At 74.7% G+C, this 17,280-nt stretch carries 21 protein-coding genes; 17 read left to right on the top strand and 4 right to left on the bottom strand.

The window, feature by feature from the left end; all coding sequences use genetic code 11:
- Window positions 1-97 precede the first annotated feature (97 nt).
- From IU369_RS13990 to IU369_RS13945, 10 genes are all read left to right on the top strand, one after another.
- Window positions 98-487: a CBS domain-containing protein gene (locus IU369_RS13990; protein ID WP_217921598.1), complete on the top strand. Its 390-nt coding sequence runs from the start codon at window positions 98-100 to the stop codon at window positions 485-487.
- A 107-nt stretch (window positions 488-594) separates the two neighbouring features.
- Complete coding sequence (locus IU369_RS13985; protein ID WP_217921597.1) at window positions 595-1,056, top strand: flagellar export protein FliJ; 462 nt, start codon at window positions 595-597, stop codon at window positions 1,054-1,056.
- Between the two features lie 283 nt (window positions 1,057-1,339).
- Entirely contained in the window at window positions 1,340-2,518 is a 1,179-nt protein-coding gene (locus tag IU369_RS13980) for a flagellar hook-length control protein FliK (RefSeq protein WP_217921596.1), read from the top strand.
- A gap of 10 nt (window positions 2,519-2,528) precedes the next feature.
- The gene (locus tag IU369_RS13975) at window positions 2,529-2,957 is read left to right on the top strand and encodes a flagellar hook capping FlgD N-terminal domain-containing protein (RefSeq protein WP_217921595.1); all 429 of its coding nucleotides are present in this window, start codon (window positions 2,529-2,531) and stop codon (window positions 2,955-2,957) included.
- Window positions 2,954-3,352, top strand: a complete 399-nt coding sequence (locus IU369_RS13970; RefSeq protein WP_217921594.1) for a TIGR02530 family flagellar biosynthesis protein — start codon at window positions 2,954-2,956, stop codon at window positions 3,350-3,352. The genes IU369_RS13975 and IU369_RS13970 overlap by 4 nt, the downstream gene beginning before the upstream one ends.
- 102 nt (window positions 3,353-3,454) lie before the next feature.
- Complete coding sequence (locus IU369_RS13965; RefSeq protein ID WP_217921593.1) at window positions 3,455-4,300, top strand: flagellar hook-basal body complex protein; 846 nt, start codon at window positions 3,455-3,457, stop codon at window positions 4,298-4,300.
- 103 nt (window positions 4,301-4,403) lie between these two features.
- Entirely contained in the window at window positions 4,404-4,622 is a 219-nt protein-coding gene (locus tag IU369_RS13960; protein ID WP_217921592.1) for a flagellar FlbD family protein, read from the top strand.
- Between the two features lie 19 nt (window positions 4,623-4,641).
- Window positions 4,642-5,457: a motility protein A gene (locus IU369_RS13955; protein ID WP_217921591.1), complete on the top strand. Its 816-nt coding sequence runs from the start codon at window positions 4,642-4,644 to the stop codon at window positions 5,455-5,457.
- A 3-nt stretch (window positions 5,458-5,460) separates the two neighbouring features.
- Window positions 5,461-6,279 carry an OmpA family protein gene (locus IU369_RS13950; RefSeq protein ID WP_217921590.1) on the top strand — a complete coding sequence of 273 codons (819 nt, stop codon included), beginning with the start codon at window positions 5,461-5,463 and terminating at the stop codon, window positions 6,277-6,279.
- A gap of 24 nt (window positions 6,280-6,303) precedes the next feature.
- Window positions 6,304-6,750 carry a flagellar basal body-associated FliL family protein gene (locus tag IU369_RS13945; RefSeq protein ID WP_217921589.1) on the top strand — a complete coding sequence of 149 codons (447 nt, stop codon included), beginning with the start codon at window positions 6,304-6,306 and terminating at the stop codon, window positions 6,748-6,750.
- Between the two features lie 25 nt (window positions 6,751-6,775).
- On the opposite strand, the gene IU369_RS13940 is transcribed toward IU369_RS13945, so the two are convergent.
- Window positions 6,776-7,684 (bottom strand): SDR family oxidoreductase, encoded by a 909-nt coding sequence (locus IU369_RS13940; RefSeq protein WP_217921588.1) that lies wholly within the window; start codon window positions 7,682-7,684, stop codon window positions 6,776-6,778.
- The gene (locus tag IU369_RS13935) at window positions 7,681-8,271 is read right to left on the bottom strand and encodes a TetR/AcrR family transcriptional regulator (protein WP_217921587.1); all 591 of its coding nucleotides are present in this window, start codon (window positions 8,269-8,271) and stop codon (window positions 7,681-7,683) included. Before IU369_RS13935 ends, IU369_RS13940 begins: the two co-directional genes overlap by 4 nt.
- Before the next feature lie 111 nt (window positions 8,272-8,382).
- Here IU369_RS13935 and IU369_RS13930 point away from each other — a divergent pair, with 111 nt between their 5' ends.
- From IU369_RS13930 to IU369_RS13915, 4 genes are read left to right on the top strand one after another with little or no spacing between them, the layout of a single operon-like run.
- A complete protein-coding gene (locus IU369_RS13930) occupies window positions 8,383-9,270 on the top strand; it encodes a PEP/pyruvate-binding domain-containing protein (RefSeq protein WP_217921586.1) in 888 nt (295 codons plus the stop codon).
- A gap of 19 nt (window positions 9,271-9,289) precedes the next feature.
- Window positions 9,290-10,924, top strand: coding sequence for a PEP-utilizing enzyme (locus IU369_RS13925; protein ID WP_217921585.1), 1,635 nt, complete (start codon window positions 9,290-9,292; stop codon window positions 10,922-10,924).
- Window positions 10,925-10,952: 28 nt separating this feature from the next.
- On the top strand, window positions 10,953-12,320 hold the full coding sequence (locus tag IU369_RS13920) for an MFS transporter (protein WP_217921584.1): 1,368 nt from the start codon (window positions 10,953-10,955) through the stop codon (window positions 12,318-12,320).
- The gene (locus IU369_RS13915) at window positions 12,317-13,207 is read left to right on the top strand and encodes an SDR family NAD(P)-dependent oxidoreductase (protein WP_217921583.1); all 891 of its coding nucleotides are present in this window, start codon (window positions 12,317-12,319) and stop codon (window positions 13,205-13,207) included. Before IU369_RS13920 ends, IU369_RS13915 begins: the two co-directional genes overlap by 4 nt.
- Window positions 13,208-13,229: 22 nt before the next feature.
- Here the strand turns inward: IU369_RS13915 and IU369_RS13910 are convergent, their stop codons facing one another.
- Window positions 13,230-13,523 (bottom strand): putative quinol monooxygenase, encoded by a 294-nt coding sequence (locus tag IU369_RS13910; protein WP_217921582.1) that lies wholly within the window; start codon window positions 13,521-13,523, stop codon window positions 13,230-13,232.
- 105 nt (window positions 13,524-13,628) lie between these two features.
- Between IU369_RS13910 and IU369_RS13905 the strand changes: the two genes are divergently transcribed.
- Window positions 13,629-14,561 carry a GlxA family transcriptional regulator gene (locus tag IU369_RS13905; protein ID WP_217921581.1) on the top strand — a complete coding sequence of 311 codons (933 nt, stop codon included), beginning with the start codon at window positions 13,629-13,631 and terminating at the stop codon, window positions 14,559-14,561.
- A 10-nt stretch (window positions 14,562-14,571) separates the two neighbouring features.
- On the opposite strand, the gene IU369_RS13900 is transcribed toward IU369_RS13905, so the two are convergent.
- Window positions 14,572-15,000, bottom strand: coding sequence for an ATP-binding protein (locus IU369_RS13900; RefSeq protein ID WP_217921580.1), 429 nt, complete (start codon window positions 14,998-15,000; stop codon window positions 14,572-14,574).
- 123 nt (window positions 15,001-15,123) lie between these two features.
- Between IU369_RS13900 and fliM the strand changes: the two genes are divergently transcribed.
- Together fliM and fliY are read left to right on the top strand one after the other, a co-directional pair.
- Window positions 15,124-16,119, top strand: coding sequence for a flagellar motor switch protein FliM (fliM, locus tag IU369_RS13895; protein WP_217921579.1), 996 nt, complete (start codon window positions 15,124-15,126; stop codon window positions 16,117-16,119).
- Window positions 16,116-17,228 (top strand): flagellar motor switch phosphatase FliY, encoded by a 1,113-nt coding sequence (gene fliY, locus IU369_RS13890; RefSeq protein WP_217921578.1) that lies wholly within the window; start codon window positions 16,116-16,118, stop codon window positions 17,226-17,228. Before fliM ends, fliY begins: the two co-directional genes overlap by 4 nt.
- Window positions 17,229-17,280 lie beyond the last annotated feature (52 nt).

Here is a 17,280-nt window from a genome sequence, read left to right as displayed (position 1 = left end):
GGCCGATCGTCGGTTGAAACGACCTGTGCGCCGTGCCAACCTACCCTCCTCGCAACAATCCGCACGAGGGAGAGGCCCGATGCGCGTCAAGGATGCGATGAGCCCGATCAGCGCGATCGTCGGACCCGAGCACACGCTCCAGCAGGCCGCGAAGCGGATGGTGCAGCACAAGACGGGGGCGGCCGTCGTGCTCGACGTGAGCCTCCCCGGGCCGGCCGTCGTCACCGAGCGCGACCTGCTCCGCGCCGTCGCCGCCGGCCGCGACCCCGGGGAGGCGTACGTCGAGGACCACATGACCGGCGAGGTCGTCACCGCCGCCCCCGACTGGCCCATCGGCGAGGCCGCCGCGACCATGGTGAAGCACGGCGTGCGGCACGTCCTGGTCTTCGAGGGCAGCGAGCTCGTGGGCATCCTGTCCATGCGCGACGTCGTGCGCGTCGGCGGCCTGGCCGAGGCGTCGGCGGCGGCCGCGGCCGCGAGCGCCTAGCCCACGCGGTTCCCGGGACCCGGGGGCGACGCCCCCGGGTCCCGCGTCGCGTACCCGCCGCCCCCGCCCGCGGTCAAGATCCACGGCGGGAGGCCGATGAAGGAGGCGTGAGCACCCGCTTCCGCTTCCGTCTCGAGCAGGTGCTCGAGCACCGCGTGCGCCGGGAGGACCTGGCCCGCCAGGAGCTCGCCCAGTCGATGGCGGCCGTCGCCGACCAGCAGATGCGCGCCGTCCGCGCCGACGACGCCGTCCTCGCCGCCCTCGCGGCCCTGCGCGGCCGGATGCGCGGCCCGACCGACCTCGACGCCCTCCGCGCCGGCCACGAAGAGCTCGCCTTCGCGCGGCAGCGCGCCGCCCACGAGCGCCTCGTGGTCCAGCAGCTCGAGGTCGTCGCCGACGAACGCCGCGCGGCGCTCGTGTCGGCCAGCCAGGACCGCGAGGCGATCGCCCAGCTGCGCGTCCGCGCGCAGGAGCGCCACCGGGTGGAGGAGCTGCGCCTCGAGGGCGTCGCCATGGACGAGCTCGCCATGCGGCGCGCCCGGCGCCCCCGCGTCGGCGCCGCCGCGTGAGCGGGCACCCGCCCGTCCGGCACCGCACCGCTGCCGCCCCGCTCGGGGACGGCGGCCTGCGTGCCGATACCGATGTCGTACCCCGCACGACCCGGGAGACCGGGCGCGCCGGGGTCACACGCACGGGGCGCGGGACGCGCCCCGGGAGGACCACCGACAGGGAAGGACCGGTGTTGATGAGATGACGACCGCACAGCTCGGGCCGCCGCCGGTGGCCGCGAGCCGAGGGGGATCCGCCCCATCCGGGAGCCGTGGCGCTGGTGACAGCGCGCAGGGCCACCTGGTGGAGTCGGACGAGGGGGGCTTCACCGCGGTGCTCGACCGCCGCAGCGCACCCCCCGCCTCGGACGCCGCCCCGAAGGCCCAGAACCCAGACGCAGCCGGACCCTCCGGGGAGCTGCCCAGCGAGGACGTCGCCGATGCCGACGCCTCACCCGTCACGACCGTCCTCGCGGCGGACGTCGCGGCCGTGATCGCGGCCGCCGTCGTCGTCGCGGCGCCGGCCGCCGTCGAGGCGATCCCCGTCGCCGCGACCCCCTCGGGGACCGCGGCCGCCGCCGGGACCGTGACGGCCACCGCCACGACCGGCACGATGCCGGCGACCCCCGCCCCGCTCCCGTCCGGCGTCGTGCCGGCAATAGTGGACGGCGACGGGTCCGTGGCACCCGCCCCGGCACCCGCCGCCGTCGCCGCCCCCGTGGCGGACGCGGCCGGCGACGCGGCGCCCGCGACCGGCACGACGCCGGCCGCGGCGACGCCGACCGGGCCGGCCCCGGCGGCGCAGCTCACGCTGACGCTCAGCCGGATCGACCCCGCCCTCGCCGACGGCGCGACCGCCACCCCCGTCGCGACCCCCGTCGCGGACGGCGACGCCCCGGCCGCCCCGGTCGCGGCCCCCCGCCCGGTCGCACAGGACGTCGCGACCGCGGCACCGAAGGCGGCGGAGGCCACGGCCGGCACGACGCCGACGCCGCTGGCCGTGAACGGCCCCCCGACGCCCCCGCACGCCAACCCGCTCGACGGGCTGACGCGCGCCGGCGGCATGACCACCGCCCACGAGCTCGCCCGCGAGCTCGGCCACCGGGTCCAGATGGCCGTCCGGGAGGGCGGGCGGGAGCTCCTCATCAACCTGCGCCCGCCGGACCTCGGCCACCTGACGATCCGGGTCACGATGACCGAGGGCGTCATGCAGGCCCAGATCATCGCGGACCGCCCCGAGGCGGCCCGCCTGCTGCAGCAGTCGCTCGCCCACCTCGACTCCTCGCTGGGGGACCTCGGCTACTCGCTCGACTCCCTCGACGTGGCGTACAGCGGCCAGGACCCGCGGGACGCGCAGTCGTCGTCGCGTGGGACCGGCGCCGGGCGCGACGACTCCACCGGGTCCGACGGCGACGTCGCCGCCGCACCGTCCACCACCGCAGCCGTCGCCGGCGACCCCGGCCGGCTCGACCTGCTCGCATAGGAGGGCACGGATGCCGCCCATCACCACGCCCGCCGTCACCGGCCCGTACGTGCCGGCCCCGACCACCCCGGCCCCGAAGGAGCAGACCGACATCTTCTCGTCGGACGGCTTCCTGAAGATCCTCGCCGGTCAGATCAAGGGCCAGAACCCGCTCGAGCCGATGAAGGACACCGAGTTCATCGCCCAGATGGCGCAGTTCTCGCAGCTCGAGCAGATCACGAACCTGGCGAAGGACATGAAGGCCATGTCCATGAGCAGCCAGCTCTCCCAGGGCGCGTCGCTGATCGGCAAGAACGTCACCTACACGCCCGAGGGCTCCACGACCCCCGTCAGCGGGACGGTCGAGAGCCTGCGGGTCGGTGGTGACGGCCGCTCGCTCAGCCTCATCGTCGGCGGCGTGTCCGTGGACGTCTCGCGCGTCACCACGGTGGGGCCGTGAGCGTCGAGGCCCACCGCATCGCGCCGGCCGGCCCCCTCGGGGGCGCGGCCGCCACCACCCCGGCGCGCCGGGCCGACACGGCCGCCGCACCGGGTTTCGACCGGCTGCTCAGCACGAAGCTGCAGCCCGCCGGTCAGGCCGGGGCACTCAAGTGGAGCGCCCACGCGGTCCAGCGGCTGTCGCAGCGCGAGATCAGCATCACCCCCGAGATGCAGCAGCGCCTCGAGGGTGCGGTCGACAAGCTTGCGGCGAAGGGCGGACGCGAGAGCGTCGTGCTCATGGACCGCATGGCGTTCGTCGTCTCGGTCGCGAACCGCACCGTCATCACCGCGGTCGACCAGGCCGGCATGCGCGACCAGGTCTTCACCAACATCGACAGCGCGGTCCTCAGCTAGCCCCGAGGCACCTCGCGACACCCCGTCCCGGGCTGGACCTCATGGAGGGGGTCCGGGGCAGACACACCCAGGGAAAGGAAACCCACCCCCATGATGCGCTCCATGTTCGCCGCGGTGTCGGGCCTGCGTAACCACCAGACGATGATGGACACGCTCGCCTCGAACATCTCGAACGTCAACACGTTCGGCTTCAAGGCGCAGCGCACGTCCTTCAAGGACTCGCTCTACCAGAACCTCTCCGGCGCGGGCGCGCCGGTGCCCCCGAGCATCGGCGGCACCAACCCGCGCCAGGTGGGCCTCGGGATGTCGCTCAACTCGATCGACACGCTGATGACGCAGGGCAACGCCCAGTCCACCGGCGTCGTCACCGACATGATGATCCAGGGCGACGGGTTCTTCCGCGTCGCGGCCGCCGGCTCCACTTTCGGCGGCGCGGGCGGCAACGACCAGACCGCCGGCGGCGAGCAGTACACCCGCGCCGGGAACTTCTCGTTCGACAGCGCCGGCCACCTCGTCACCACGAAGGGCCAGTACGTCCTCGGCATCGTGGACGCCACGGGCAACGTCGGCCGCCTGCAGGTCGACCCCGCCACCACCGCCGCCATCAACGTGGACGCGGCCGGCGGCGTCACCGCCGTCTCGACGGCGGGCGTCGCCACCCTCATCGGGACGCTGAGCCTCGCGAAGTTCGCGAACGCCCCGGGCCTGGAGCGCGCCGGCGACAACATGTGGCGCGTCTCGAACAACTCCGGCCCCGCCGTCGTCGGCGCGCCGGGCGGCGTCGCCGGTCACGGCGCCGTCGTGCCGGGCGCCCTCGAGATGAGCAACGTCGACCTGGCGCTCGAGTTCACCAACATGATCATCGCGCAGCGCGGCTTCCAGGCGAACGGACGGGCGATCACGACGTCCGACGAGATGCTCAGCGAGCTGGTCAACCTGAAGCGCTAGGCCCCGGACGGCCCAACCGCTCAACCGGCGGGCCGGGAGACCGATAGACGGGGGGCGCGACCGCCCCCGCCGGCCCCGGCCCGCCCTCGCACCGGAGGACACCGTGATCACCCTTCACCGCCTCAACGGCGACGAGATGACGCTCAACGCGGATCTCATCCTCACCATCGAGGCCACGCCGGACACCCACATCATCATGATGGACCGCCGCCAGATCCTGGTGATGGAGTCCGTCGGCGAGGTCGTCGACGCCGCCATCGAGTACCGGCGCCTCGTCGCGAGCGGCAACCACCTCTCGCGCATCCCGCAGCTGACGGCCTAGGTCCGGGGGAGCACCACACATGTCCCCCCTGATCGGACTGGTCGGCGCCTGGGTCTTCATCATCGTCGGGATGATCATGAAGGGCGGCACGATCGCGGGCATCATCAGCCCGCCGGCCTTCCTCATGGTCGTCGGCGGCACCGCCTGCATCCTGATCGCCTCCTTCGGGATGAAGGAGACGATCTCGATGATCAAGCTGACGATGGCGTCGTTGAAGGAGCTGCCGGACAACCGGCCGGAGCTGATCCGGACGCTCGTCGGCTTCAGCGAGAAGGCCCGCCGCGAGGGGCTGCTGGTGCTCGAGGAGGACGCCCGCAACTCGGAGGACAAGTTCCTCGGCAAGGGCATCCGCCTGGTGGTGGACGGCACCGACCCCGAGCTGGTCAAGGACATCCTCGAGACCGAGCTCGACGCGATGGACGAGCGCCACCACAAGAACCAGGACATGTTCAAGCAGGGCGGCGCGTTCGCGCCGACGATCGGCATCCTCGCCACCGTCCTCTCGCTCGTCGGCGTGCTCCAGCACCTCGACAAGCCCGACACCCTCGGCCCGTCGATCTCCGCGGCGTTCCTCGCGACGTTCTACGGCGTCGCCGCCGCGAACGTGGTGTTCCTGCCGATCGCGAACGCCCTGAAGAAGAAGACGGCCCAGGAGGCCAGCGAGCGACTGCTCGTCATCGAGGGCGTCCTCTCGATCCAGAGCGGCGACAACCCGCGCATCCTCGCGGAGAAGCTGTGGAGCTTCCTCCCGCCCGCCGCCCGCGACACCGAGGGCGACGAGGCCGGCGCCGACGCCCCGTCCGGGGCGCGCGAGCCCGTCGCCGAGGCGGCCTGACCCGTGGCGAAGCGCAAGCAGCGCCACGAGGAGCACCCCGACGAGCGCTGGCTGATCACGTACGCCGACGTCCTCACGCTGATGTACGTGCTCTTCATGGTGCTGTTCTCGATCTCCGTCGTGAACACCGCGAAGTTCGAGGTCCTCAAGGAGAGCCTCACCGACGCCTTCAACAGCGGCCTCGCGAGCGGCGGGGCGAGCGTCCTCACCACCTCCCCGGGGTCGCCGTCGCCGGTGGTGGACACGCCGACGAGCCAGATCGCCCCCGAGGTCCCGTCGGTCGGCGGCGTCAACCTCACCGACGCCTCGCCCGGCCAGATCCTCGAGTCCGCGCAGCTGAAGGCCGCCGGCGAGGCGATCGAGAAGCGCCTGAAGGAGGCGGGGCTCGCCGACAACGTGAAGCTGGAGGTCAACGAGCGGGGCCTCGGCGTGCGGCTTGAGACCGACGGCGTCCTATTCGACCCGGGCCAGGCGGTCCTGCGCGCCGAGGGCGCCCGCGTCCTCGCCCCGATCGCCGCGTCGCTGCGGGGCCTGCCGAACCCGATCCGGGTCGAGGGCCACACCGACGACACCCCCATCGCGACGGCGCAGTTCCCCTCGAACTGGGACCTCTCCGCGATCCGCGCGAGCGCCGTGGTGCGGACCCTGATCGCCGCCGGCGTCCCCGATTCGCGCCTCCAGGGCGCCGCGTACGGCGACACCCGCCCGATCGCCGACAACGACTCGGCAGACGGCCGCTCACGGAACCGCCGCGTCGAGATCTACGTCCTGCGGCTGCAGGGCGCCCCCGACCAGTCCCCCGCCGCCTCCCTCGGCGGCTAGCCCCGACCCCGCAGGAGCCCCGTCGTGAAGAAGAAGCTGTTGATCATCGGCCCGGTGCTGCTGCTGGTCCTGGCCGTGGTCGCGAAGATGTTCCTGCTCGCCCCCGCGCCGCCGGACGAGAAGGCGCTCGCGAAGGAGCCGGGGCCGATCTACACCATGAGCGAGCCGTTCGTGGTGAACCTCGCCGACGGCGGCGACGCCCCCCACTTCGCGAAGGTCGGCATCGCGCTGCGGGTGTCGATGCTGTCGGCGGCGGAGGTCCCGGCCTCCGAGGGCGCCGACCCCGTCGTGATCGAGGCCGACCCGGAGCTGCGCGACATCGTCATCGCGACCCTCCAGAAGCACACCAGCGCGGAGCTGTCCCACCCGAGGGGGCGCGCGTCGGTGAAGAAGCAGATCGTCGCCGAGGTCAACAAGCACACGGACCTGAAGATCCTCGACGTGTACTACACGGAGTTCGCCGTCCAGTAGCCGCCGCGGACCCGGGCGCCGCCGGTCACCGGTAGGCGGCCGGGTCCGTCGCGCGGGGGTCGCGGCCGCCGTCGAGCACCTCGGCGTGCCAGCGGCCCCAGTCGGGTCGCGAGCCGTCGACGTCGTCGATGCCGTACTCGGCGGCGAGGCCCCACGACGAGAGGGCGCCCCCGGCGTGGCGGGCGACGTCGGGGTCGGTCGCGAGGGCGGCGACGGCGCGGCCGACATAGGCGGGGCTCTCGGAGACCGCGAAGTGGGGGTCGGCGGCGACGGCGTCCCGCCACGTCTCCTCGGTGACGCCGAAGTGCTCGAGCATCGCCTCGGAGCGCAGGAAGCCGGGGGTGAGCGCGACGGCGGTGACGCCGCGCGGGCCGAGCTCGTGGGCCTGCGCCCGGGCGAGGCGGATGACCGCCGCCTTCACGAGGTCGTAGTAGAGGGACCCGCGGTAGTCGTCGCGGACGCCGTCGGTCACCTCCACCACCAGGCCGGAGCCCGCGCCGACCATCAGGGGGGCGAGGGCGTGGGAGGTGACGAGGTGGCTCTCGATGCCGTTGCGGACCGCCTTCAGGGAGCGCTCGAGGTCGTGCTCCCAGAAGGGGCCGTCCCACTGGACGAGGTGGTCGCCGCCCCAGACGTCGTTGACGAGCACGTCGAGCCGCCCGCCCTCGTCGCGGAGGATGCGGTCGCGGAGCGCGGCGACGGCGGCGGGTGCGGTGTGGTCGCAGCGCACCGCGACGCCGCGCCCGCCGGCGGCGTCCACGCGGTCCGCGGTGCCCTCGATCGTCTCGGGCCGGTCCATCTCGGAGCGGCCCTCGCGGGTGCTCCGGCCGGTGCAGTAGACGGTGGCGCCGAGGGCCCCGAGGGCGATGGCGATCGCGCGGCCGGCGCCCCGGGTCGCCCCGGCGACGACGGCCACCCGTGGTGCGTCGGTCATGCGCGTGCCTCCGTGGTGTCGGCCCAGGCGGCCATGAGGTGGCCGAGCGCCGCGTCGAGGCGGTCGCCGAGTGCGCCCGCCGGGTCGAGGGACCAGGCGAGGAGGGTCCCGTTCCACATCGCGACGAGGGCGTCGGCGGCGTCGGCGGGGGAGGGGGCGCGGCCGAGGCCTGGGGCGTCGGCGACGAGGCGGGCGACCTCGTCGCGGACGGCCCGCTGGTCGTCGCGGACGGAGGCGCGGAGGACGGGGTCGGCGAGGTCGGCGCCGAGCTGCGCGAGGTGGTTCGGGGCGGTCGCGGGGTCGTCGAGGCCGGCGGCGGCGGCGCGGAGGGCGGCGGCGACGGCGGGGGCGCCCGGGGGCGAGGAGGAGGCGGCGTCGCGCATCGCCGCGAGCCCCTGTGCCGACCCGGCCTCGGCGAGCGCGGCGAGCATCGCCACCTTCGACCCGAACCGCTGCACGAGCGTCGCCGCCGCCACCCCCGCCTCGCGCCCGACGTCGGCGAGCGTGAACGACGGCCCGTGCCGCCCGATCGCCGCCGACGCGGCGCTCAGGAGGTGCTCGTCGGAGACGGTGCGGGGCCGGGACACCCCGTTAGTGAATCACAGTTCACGAATGGGAGGGGAGGGGGCCGGGGCGCGGTCCTCCGCGTCGATCCGCGGTATCGCCGGAGCGGGGACCGGTGTTACGTTCGTGTGAACATGAGCCGCGCGACGCCCGACGTGATCCCCCTCTCGCAGGTGGGCGGGACCCCTCCCGACCTCATCGGCGGTAAGGCGCGCGGGTTCGCCACGATCGCCCGGGCGGGGTTGACGGCGCCCGAGGGGTTCGTGGTCACGACCACCGTGCACCGCGCCGCGGCCGCGGGCCGGCTCCCCGGCGCGGCGGCGCGCGTCGTCGCCGACCTCGTCGGCGCGATGGGGGACGCGCCGCTCGCGGTCCGCTCGTCGGCGACGGCCGAGGACGGCGTCGAGCACTCCCACGCCGGCCAGTACCTCACCCGACTCGGCGTCCGCGGCGTCGATGGGACGCTCGCCGCGATCGAGGAGTGCTGGGCGTCGGCGTCCGACCCGCGCGCGGTGGCGTACCGCGCCCATCGCGGCCACGCCGGCGACGTCGCGATGGCCGTGATCGTGCAGCGCCTCGCCTGCGGCGAGGCGTCCGGCGTCGGCATGAGCCGCGACCCCGTCACGGGCGACCCGGGGACCATGGTGGTGAACGCGGCGTGGGGGCTCGGCGAGCTGCTCGTGAGCGGCCTCGTGACGCCCGACGACTACCGGCTCACCCGCGACGGCCGGCTCGCCGGGTTCACGCCGGGTGACATGGACACCATGCTCGTGATGGGGGGCGACGGCGTCGCCGAGGTGGCGGTGCCGGACGTGCGCCGCGGCGCACGCGTCCTCGGGGAGGCGCAGCTCGCCGCCGTGCACGACGGGCTGGTGCGCTGCGAGGAGGCGCTCGGCCTCCCCGCCGACTGCGAGTTCAGCATCGTCGACGGCCGTGTCGTGTGGCTGCAGTGCCGCCCGATGACGGCCCTCGGCGGACCGGATCCCGCCCGCATCGACGCGATGCCCGCGGGACACCCATGACCGAGGGGGACACCGCACCATGACGTCGCAGGCCACCACCTCATTCCCCGTCGCCTGGCGCGACCCGGCCGACGCGGGCCTCACCTGGTTCCGCGACCCGATGCACTTCCCCGCGCCGGTGACGCCCCTCACGTCGGCGTTCCTGCGCGAGTGCCTCGAGCCCGGCGTGGCCGCCGCCTGCGAGGCGATGGTCTCGCCGCTCGCCACCCTGCGGCACACGGCGTTCAACGGCTGGGTCTACAACAGCCCGGTGCTCGCCGTGCCGCCCGGGGAGCTGGGCGCGCGCATGGAGCAGCACATGCCCGTGATGGGCGACCACATGGACAACCTGGGGCGACGGTGGGAGACCGAGTACCTGCCCGCCGTCCGGCGCCTGACCGACGAGATCGAGTCGCTCGACTTCTCGGGCGACGCCGACTCCGCGCGCGCGGCGCTCGACCGCCTCGTCGAGATCGAGATCGAGATCTGGCGCATCCACTTCCTCGTCGTGTTCCCCAAGCTGGCCGCCGGGGAGCGCTTCTCGGGCATCTACACGCAGGTGACCGGCACCACCGAGGAGATGGAGCCGTACCGCTGCCTCCAGGGCATCCCGAACAAGAGCCTCGAGGCCGACCGCGCCCTGTGGGACCTCGCCCAGGAGGCGCGGCGCACACCGGCCGTGGCGCAGGCGCTCGCCGGCGGCACGCCCGGTGCCGCGCTCGACGCCCTCGACCACAGCCCCGAGGGGCGCGCATGGCGGGAGCGCTTCGAGGCGTTCCTCGCCGAGTACGGCCACCGCGCCCAGGCGCTCGAGCTCGCGGCGCCCACCTGGATCGAGGAGCCGTCGTTCGCCGTGGAGAACCTGCGCCGCTACCTCGCGGCCGAGGCCGCCGACCCCGAGGGGCAGCGTGCCGCCCACCTGGCGGAGGCGGAGGCGCTGGTCGACGCGGCACGCGCGCGGATCGGGGACGACGCCGGGCTGCGCGCCGCGTTCGACCACGCGCTCGACACGGCGCGGGCGGCCTGGCCGCTGGAGGAGGACCACGCCTTCCACATCGACCAGCGCTCCCTGGCGGGGGCGACCCGCCGGGCGTTCCAGCGCCTCGCGGTCGACCTCGTGGGCCGCGGCCGCCTGGGGGCGACCGACGACGTCTGGTACCTGGACCTCGACGCGCTCCGCGACGGCGTCGCCGGCGCGGACCTGACGGCCCGCGCCCAGGCGGGACGGCGCGCCCACGCCGAGGACAGCCTGCTCGAGGCGCCGCCCCTCCTCGGCGTGCCGCCCGACCCGGACGCCCCGGTCGACCCGGGCCTCACGAAGTTCTTCGGGACACCGGGGCCGCCCGTGGTCGAGGGCGCCGTCCTCCGCGGGTCGGCGGGGTCGCGCGGCCGGGTGGAGGGCGTGGCACGCGTCGTGCGCTCCGTCGACGAGCTGCACCTCGTCCAGCCCGGCGAGATCCTCGTGTGCCGCTCGACGACCCCGCCGTGGACGCCGGTCTTCGCCTCGATCGCCGGGCTCGTCACCGACACCGGTGGCGTCCTCGCGCACGGCGCGATCGTGGCCCGGGAGTACGCCATCCCGGCGGTCATGGGGACGAAGATCGCGACACAGGTGATCGCCGACGGCCAGCGGATCACGGTCGACGGCGACGCCGGCGAGGTGCTCATCGCCTGAGGCCCCGCACCCTGCGGGGGCGCCGGCCGTGAGCCGGGGCCGGGCGGCGGCGGGCCTCTGCACCGCCGCCGCCCTCATGCCGCTCAACTCGACGATGATCGCGGTCGCCCTGCTGGACATCGAGGACGACCTCGACGTCTCGGTGGGGGCCGCGACGTGGCTCGTCAGCGGCTACCTCGTGGTGATGGCGATCGCGCAGCCGCTCGGGGGCCGCATCGGCGACGCGCTGGGGCACCGCCGCGCGTTCCTCCTCGGCCTCGGCGCGTTCCTGACGGCGTCCGCGCTCGCCGCCGCCGCGCCGTGGTTCGCGGCGCTCGTCGCCCTCCGGATGGCGCAGGCGCTCTTCGGCGGGCTGATGTCTCCCAGCGCGGTCGCGCTGCTGCGCGACATCGTCCCGTCGGGGAGCCGCGGGCGCATGTTCGGGTGGTTCGGGACCGTCATGGGACTCGCCGCGGCCATCGGGCCCGTCCTCGGCGGCGGGCTCGTCGCCCTGTCGGGCTGGCGCGCGATCTTCCTGGTCAACATCGTCGTCGGCGGGGTCGCGGTCCTCCTGTCCCTGCGGGCCCTGCCCCGCGACGCGGCCGGACCGTCCGTGCGGGGGCTGAGGATCGACCTGCCGGGTGCGGCGGCGTTCACGGGCTTCGTGGGCGCGGTGGTCGCGACCCTCACCCTCGTCACGGAGGGTCCGGAGCGGTGGCTGCCGGCCGCGGCCTGCGCGGTGGGCTTCCTCGTGCTGTTCGTCGCCGTCGAGCGGCGCGCCCGGGACCCGTTCGTCGCCTTGTCGCTGTTCGCGCGCCGCCCCTACGTGGGCGCCACGGCCACCATCCTCCTGCACAACCTCGTGATGTACTCGCTCCTGCTGATCGTCCCGATACTCGCTGAGCGCGAGCTGGGGCTGGGACCCTCGGGCGCGGGGCTGCTGATCGGCGCGATGACCGTCGGGATGATGGTCGTCTCGCCCGTCGGGGGGGCCCTCAGCGACCGCCTCGGACGGCGGGCGCCCGTGCTGGCGGGCGGGGCGATGACCGTCGCGGCGACGGCGGGGCTCGTGATCGCGGCGGCGTCGCCGTCCACGGCCTCGACGGCCGCGCTCGTCGCGCTCGCCGGGCTCGGCGTCGGCCTGGCCGGGGCGTCCCTGCAGACGACGGCGGCGGAGGCCGCCCCCGCCGGGATGGTGGGCGTCGCGAGCGGCGTCTTCATGACCTCGCGGTACACGGGCGGCATCGCCGCGGCGGGCGTGGCGGCCGCGGTCGCCGCGTCGGGGGACTTCCGGGCGGGCTTCGTCGTGCTGCTCGCGGCCGCCCTGCTGTCCCTGGTCACCGCGGCGGCGCTCTCCACGTCGCGGGCGGGGCGGGGGCGCGACGACGCTCCCACGTTGCGGCGAACGCCCGCGTGACGGCCCCGGCCCGGGTCGCACTCGTCACGGGCGCCTCCTCGGGCATCGGCCTCGCGACCGCCGAGGGCCTGGCGACGGCCGGCTACCGCGTGCTGATGACGAGCCGCGACGTGGAGCGCGGCCGGCACGCCGCCGCGCGGGTGCGCGCCGCCGCCCCCGCCGCCCCGCCACCGGTCGCCCTGGCCCTCGACCTGGGCGACCCCGCCTCCGTGCACGCCCTCGTCGCGGCATGGGGTGACGGCCCGCTCGACCTCCTCGTCGCCAACGCGGGCGTCGTCGGCGGCGCCCGGGGGGCGACGGCGTGGGGGGCCGACGTCGCGATGGGAGTGAACCACCTCGGCCACTTCGCCCTCACGCTCCTGCTCGCCCCGGCGCTGCTCCGCCGCCCCGGCGGCCGCGTCGTGACGGTCACGAGCGTCGTCCACCGCCGCGGCCGCGTCGACCCGGAACGCCTCGCCGGCCCACGGCGCGGCCGGGCGTGGCCCGCCTACCGCGCGTCGAAGCTCGCCAACCTCCTCTTCGCCGTCGAGCTCGAACGCCGCTGCGCCGCCGCGGGCCTCGGCATCGTCAGCGTCGCCGCCCACCCCGGCCTCGCGTCGACCGGCCTCGGCGGCCACGGCGCCGGCCCCGCCGGGTGGGGGCTCGCGCTCCTGCTGCGCCTCCGCGGCCAGACCCCCGCGGGCGGGGCGCGCCCCCTCCTCCACGCCGCCACCGACCCCGACGTCCTCCCCGGCGGGCTCTACGGCCCCGACGGTCCCGGTGCGCGCGCGGGCGCCCCCCGCCTCGAGGTGCCCGCGTCACGCGCCCTCGACCCCGACGTGGCCCGGCGCCTCTGGGAGGCGTCCGAGGCGATGACCGGCGTGGCGCTGCCCCTCCCCGGCGACTGACGCGCCGCCGGGGAGGCGCCGCTCACTTCGCGGCGAGCACGTCGGCGGGGAGGATCTCGGGGGGGGCGGCGAGCAGGCGATCGGCGTTCGCCATCAGCGCCTCCGCGATCGGGCCCGACAGGTGCGTCTGCCGCTCCGCGTCCCCCGGGAAGGCGTCGACGATCCAGAACGTCACGTCATCGGTCCTCAACGCGTACCACACGGTCGTGCCCGGCTCGTCCTGGGCGAGCGGCAACGCGCCGGCGAGGAAGCGACCGACCTCCTCCGCGGTCTCCGGCTTCGCGGTGAGCTTGACGACGAGTGCGACGGTGATCATTTGGATCTCCTCGGTTGCGGGGGCGGGTGCCCCCGGCGAGCAGCGTCGCGCACCGGGGCGGGGCGGTCGAGTGGCGTATACGACTGCTCCGCTATCGTTTGCGCCATGCGCATCGGCCTCGCGGCGGTGGACGGCTGCATCGGCATCGGTGTGATGTCGGTCCTCGACGTCCTCCAGACGGCCGACGCGCTCCGCGCCCGGCTCGACCCGGCGATCCCGGCGATCGACGTCCGCGTGGTCGGGGTGACCTCGCGGGTCGCGACCAGCTCCGGGATGGTGCTCGTCGCCGACGCGGGACTCGGCGACCTCCCCTCGTTCGACGTGGTCGTCGTCTGCGCCCTCGGGACGTTCACCACCGACGACACCGTCGCGGCCCTGGCGCGCCCCGACGTCCGGAGCCTCGTGGGCGCGGTCACGGACGCGGGCGCGCGCGGGGTGCGGCTCGCGGCGGCGTGCACCGGGGCGTTCGTCCTCGCGGAGACCGGCCTGCTCGACGGCGGCCGGGCCACCACCAGCTGGTGGCTCGGCGCAGGCTTCCGCACGCGCTACCCCCGGGTCGACCTCGACCTCGACGCCATGGTCGTCACGGACCGCCGGGCGATGACGGCCGGGGCGGCCTTCGGTCACATCGACCTCGCCCTCGCGCTCCTGCGCCGCCACAGCCCGGCGCTCGCCGACCTGACGAGCCGGATGATGCTGGCCGACCAGCGACCCGCCCAGAGCGCGTACATCGCCATCGGCCACCTGGAACACGACGACCCGATCGTGCGTGCCTTCGAGGACCACGTCCGGGCGCACCTCGGCGCGCCCATGGACATCGCCGCCGCGGCACGGGCGATCGGCACCAGCCGGCGGACGCTGGAGCGCCGCGTGCAGCGCATGCTCGGCTTGTCACCGCTGGGCCTCGTGCAGCGCCTCCGCGTCGAGCGGGCGGCGCACCTGCAGGCGACGACGGGCGACGGGGTCGACCAGATCGCACCCCGGGTGGGGTTCGCGAACGGCTCGACGCTGCGGGCCCTGCTGCGCCGCTACCGCTAGACCCCGCCCGTCAGGCCCCGATGTGGGGGTCGGGGGACAGCTCGAGGCGGACCCGGGTGCCGCCGCCGTCGGACAGGATCGACACGAGGTCGGTGAGCTGACGGGTGATCCACAACCCGCGGCCGCGGGGGCCGTACGGCTCGGGGGGGTGCGTGCCCCACACCCGGGCGCGGTCGAAGCCGCCGCCGACGTCCGTCACCTCGACGACGACGCGCCCGTCGATCCAGCAGCTCACCTCGATCGGCGGGCGCCCGTGCTCCTGGGCGTTCGCGAGCACCTCGTCGAGGGCGAGCACCAGATCGGCGGCGCGATCGGAGAAGCCGCCGCGCTCCGCGATCCCGCGCACGGCCGATCGCACCTCGGCGATCTCGGCGGGATCGGCCCCGAGTGCTGTGAAGTACCGCTCTGCTCCGTCCACACCGGCCCGCTGCGTCGACATGCCGCCCTCGAACTCGCCGCTGCGTATCGGACGGAAGGGTAACGCCCCGCGACCGTGTCGGAGGACCCCCGTCCGCGGGGGCCGGGGGCTCAACTATCCGGGGGTCCGGCCGATGGTGAGATCGTGTCGGAGGTCCTCTCACAGAGCGAGATCGATGCCCTGCTGTCGGCGATGTCGAGCGGGGACCTCGACACGACCCAGATGCACGAGGTGGCCGACGAGCCACAGGTGCGCCCCTTCGACTTCCTGCGCCCGAGCAAGTTCTCGAAGGACCAGCTCCGCACCATCGAGCTGCTCCACGACACCTTCTGCCGGTCCGCGCAGACCCAGCTCTCCGGCGCCCTCCGGGCGATGGTGGAGATCGAGGTGGTCACCGCCGACCAGGTGACCTACGGCGAGTTCGTCAACTCGATGCCCGCCCCCAGCCTCATCACGATCGTGACGATGGAGCCCCTCGAGGGCAACGCCGTCGTCGAGGTCAACCTCCCCATCGTCTTCTCGATCATCGACCGCCTCGTCGGCGGGCCCGGCACCCACCGGCCCAAGCCGCGGGAGCTCACCGAGATCGAGCACGCCCTCGTCGGGGGCGTCATCGAGACCCTCCTCCGCGGGTTCAGCGAGGCCTGGTCGACGGTCGTGCCCGCCCGGTTCCGCAAGGTCGGCACCGAGATGAACCCCCAGTTCGCCCAGATCGTCGCGCCGTCGGACATGGTCGTGCTGATCACCTTCGAGCTGCGCATCGGCGCCCAGACCGGGTCGATCTCGCTCTGCGTGCCGTACCTCGTGCTCGAACCGGTGATGGACCGGTTCACCGCCCAGAGCTACTTCTCGGCGCTGACCGCCGGCCCGTCGCCCGAGATGCGCGAGGGCATCGCCACCGAGCTCGGCTCGGTCAGCATCCCCGTCAGCGTCGAGCTCGGCGCCGCCGAGCTGAACGTCGGCGACCTGCTCGCCCTCGCCCCCGGGGACGTCATCCCCCTCTCCGTGGCCCCCGGCTCCGACGCGGTCGTCCGCATCGGTCGCCGCGAGGCCTTCCACGCCCAGCCCGGGGTACGCGGCCGCCACGCCGCCGTGCAGATCACCGGTCGCATCGAGGACCTCGAAAGGACGCTGACATGAGCGAGGGAAGCCTCTCCCAGGAGGAGATCGACGCCCTCATGGCCGGGGCCGCCGCCGGCGCCGACCCGGACGCGTCCGACACCCCGGAGGCCGCCGACGCCCCCGACGCCGACTGGCTCACCCCGAGCGAGATCGACACCATCGGCGAGGTCGGCAACATCTGCATGTCGAGCGCCGCCACCGCGCTCAGCACGCTCCTCGGGCACCAGGTCCAGATCACCACGCCCACCGTGGCGAAGGTCGACGAGGACGAGCTGCGCACCCACTTCGACACCCCCGCGGTCGTCGTCGTCATCGAGTACACCGAGGGCCTCGCGGGCCGCAACGTGTTCGTGCTCACCCAGCGCGACGCGTCGGTCGTCGCCGACCTCATGATGGGCGGCGCCGGCGTCGCGTCGGACGAGCTGTCCGAGCTCCACACCTCCGCCATCGGCGAGGCGATGAACCAGATGATGGGGAGCGCCTCGACCGCCATGGCCGAGATGGCCGGGCACCGCGTCGACATCTCCGCGCCGTCGGTGGCGATCATCGACCTCGCCTCCGAGGCCGGCGGCCTCGACCTCGGCCTCGAGGGCGACATCGTCCGCTGCTCCTTCCAGCTCCGCGTCGAGGACCTCCTCGACACGACGCTGATGCAGCTCATGCCGGTGCCGTTCGCCCGGTCCCTCGTGGACGGCCTGCTGCAGCCCGCCGCCGCCCCCGCCGCCGCCACGGCGCCCGACGCCGCGCCGGCCGGGGAGCCCGGCGACGACGACCGCCACCTGCACGCCGTGCCGGTCCCCGTCGCCCAGCCCGTCACGTTCCCGTCGCTCGACGAGATGCCCTCGTCGCCGGGAGGGAGCGACATCAGCCTCCTGCTCGACGTCCCCCTCCAGGTCACGGTCGAGCTGGGACGCGCCCAGATGCGCATCCGCAACGTCCTCGAGCTGGTGCCCGGCTCCATCGTCGAGCTCGACAAGCTCGCCGGCGAGCCGGTGGACGTCCTCGTCAACGGCAAGCAGATCGCCCGCGGCGAGGTCGTCGTGATCGACGAGGAGTTCGGCGTCCGCATCACCGACGTCGCCAGCCAGGCCAAGCGCCTCCGGGGCCTCGCCGCCGGCGACGAGTGAACGTGCGCGCCCCGGGGTCAAGTCCGGCCCGCGCCGACCGATACCGCAGTCA

The organism is Miltoncostaea oceani (genome assembly GCF_018141545.1).
Lineage (GTDB): Bacteria > Actinomycetota > Thermoleophilia > Miltoncostaeales > Miltoncostaeaceae > Miltoncostaea > Miltoncostaea oceani.
This window is presented reverse-complemented; position numbering and strand designations above follow the sequence as displayed.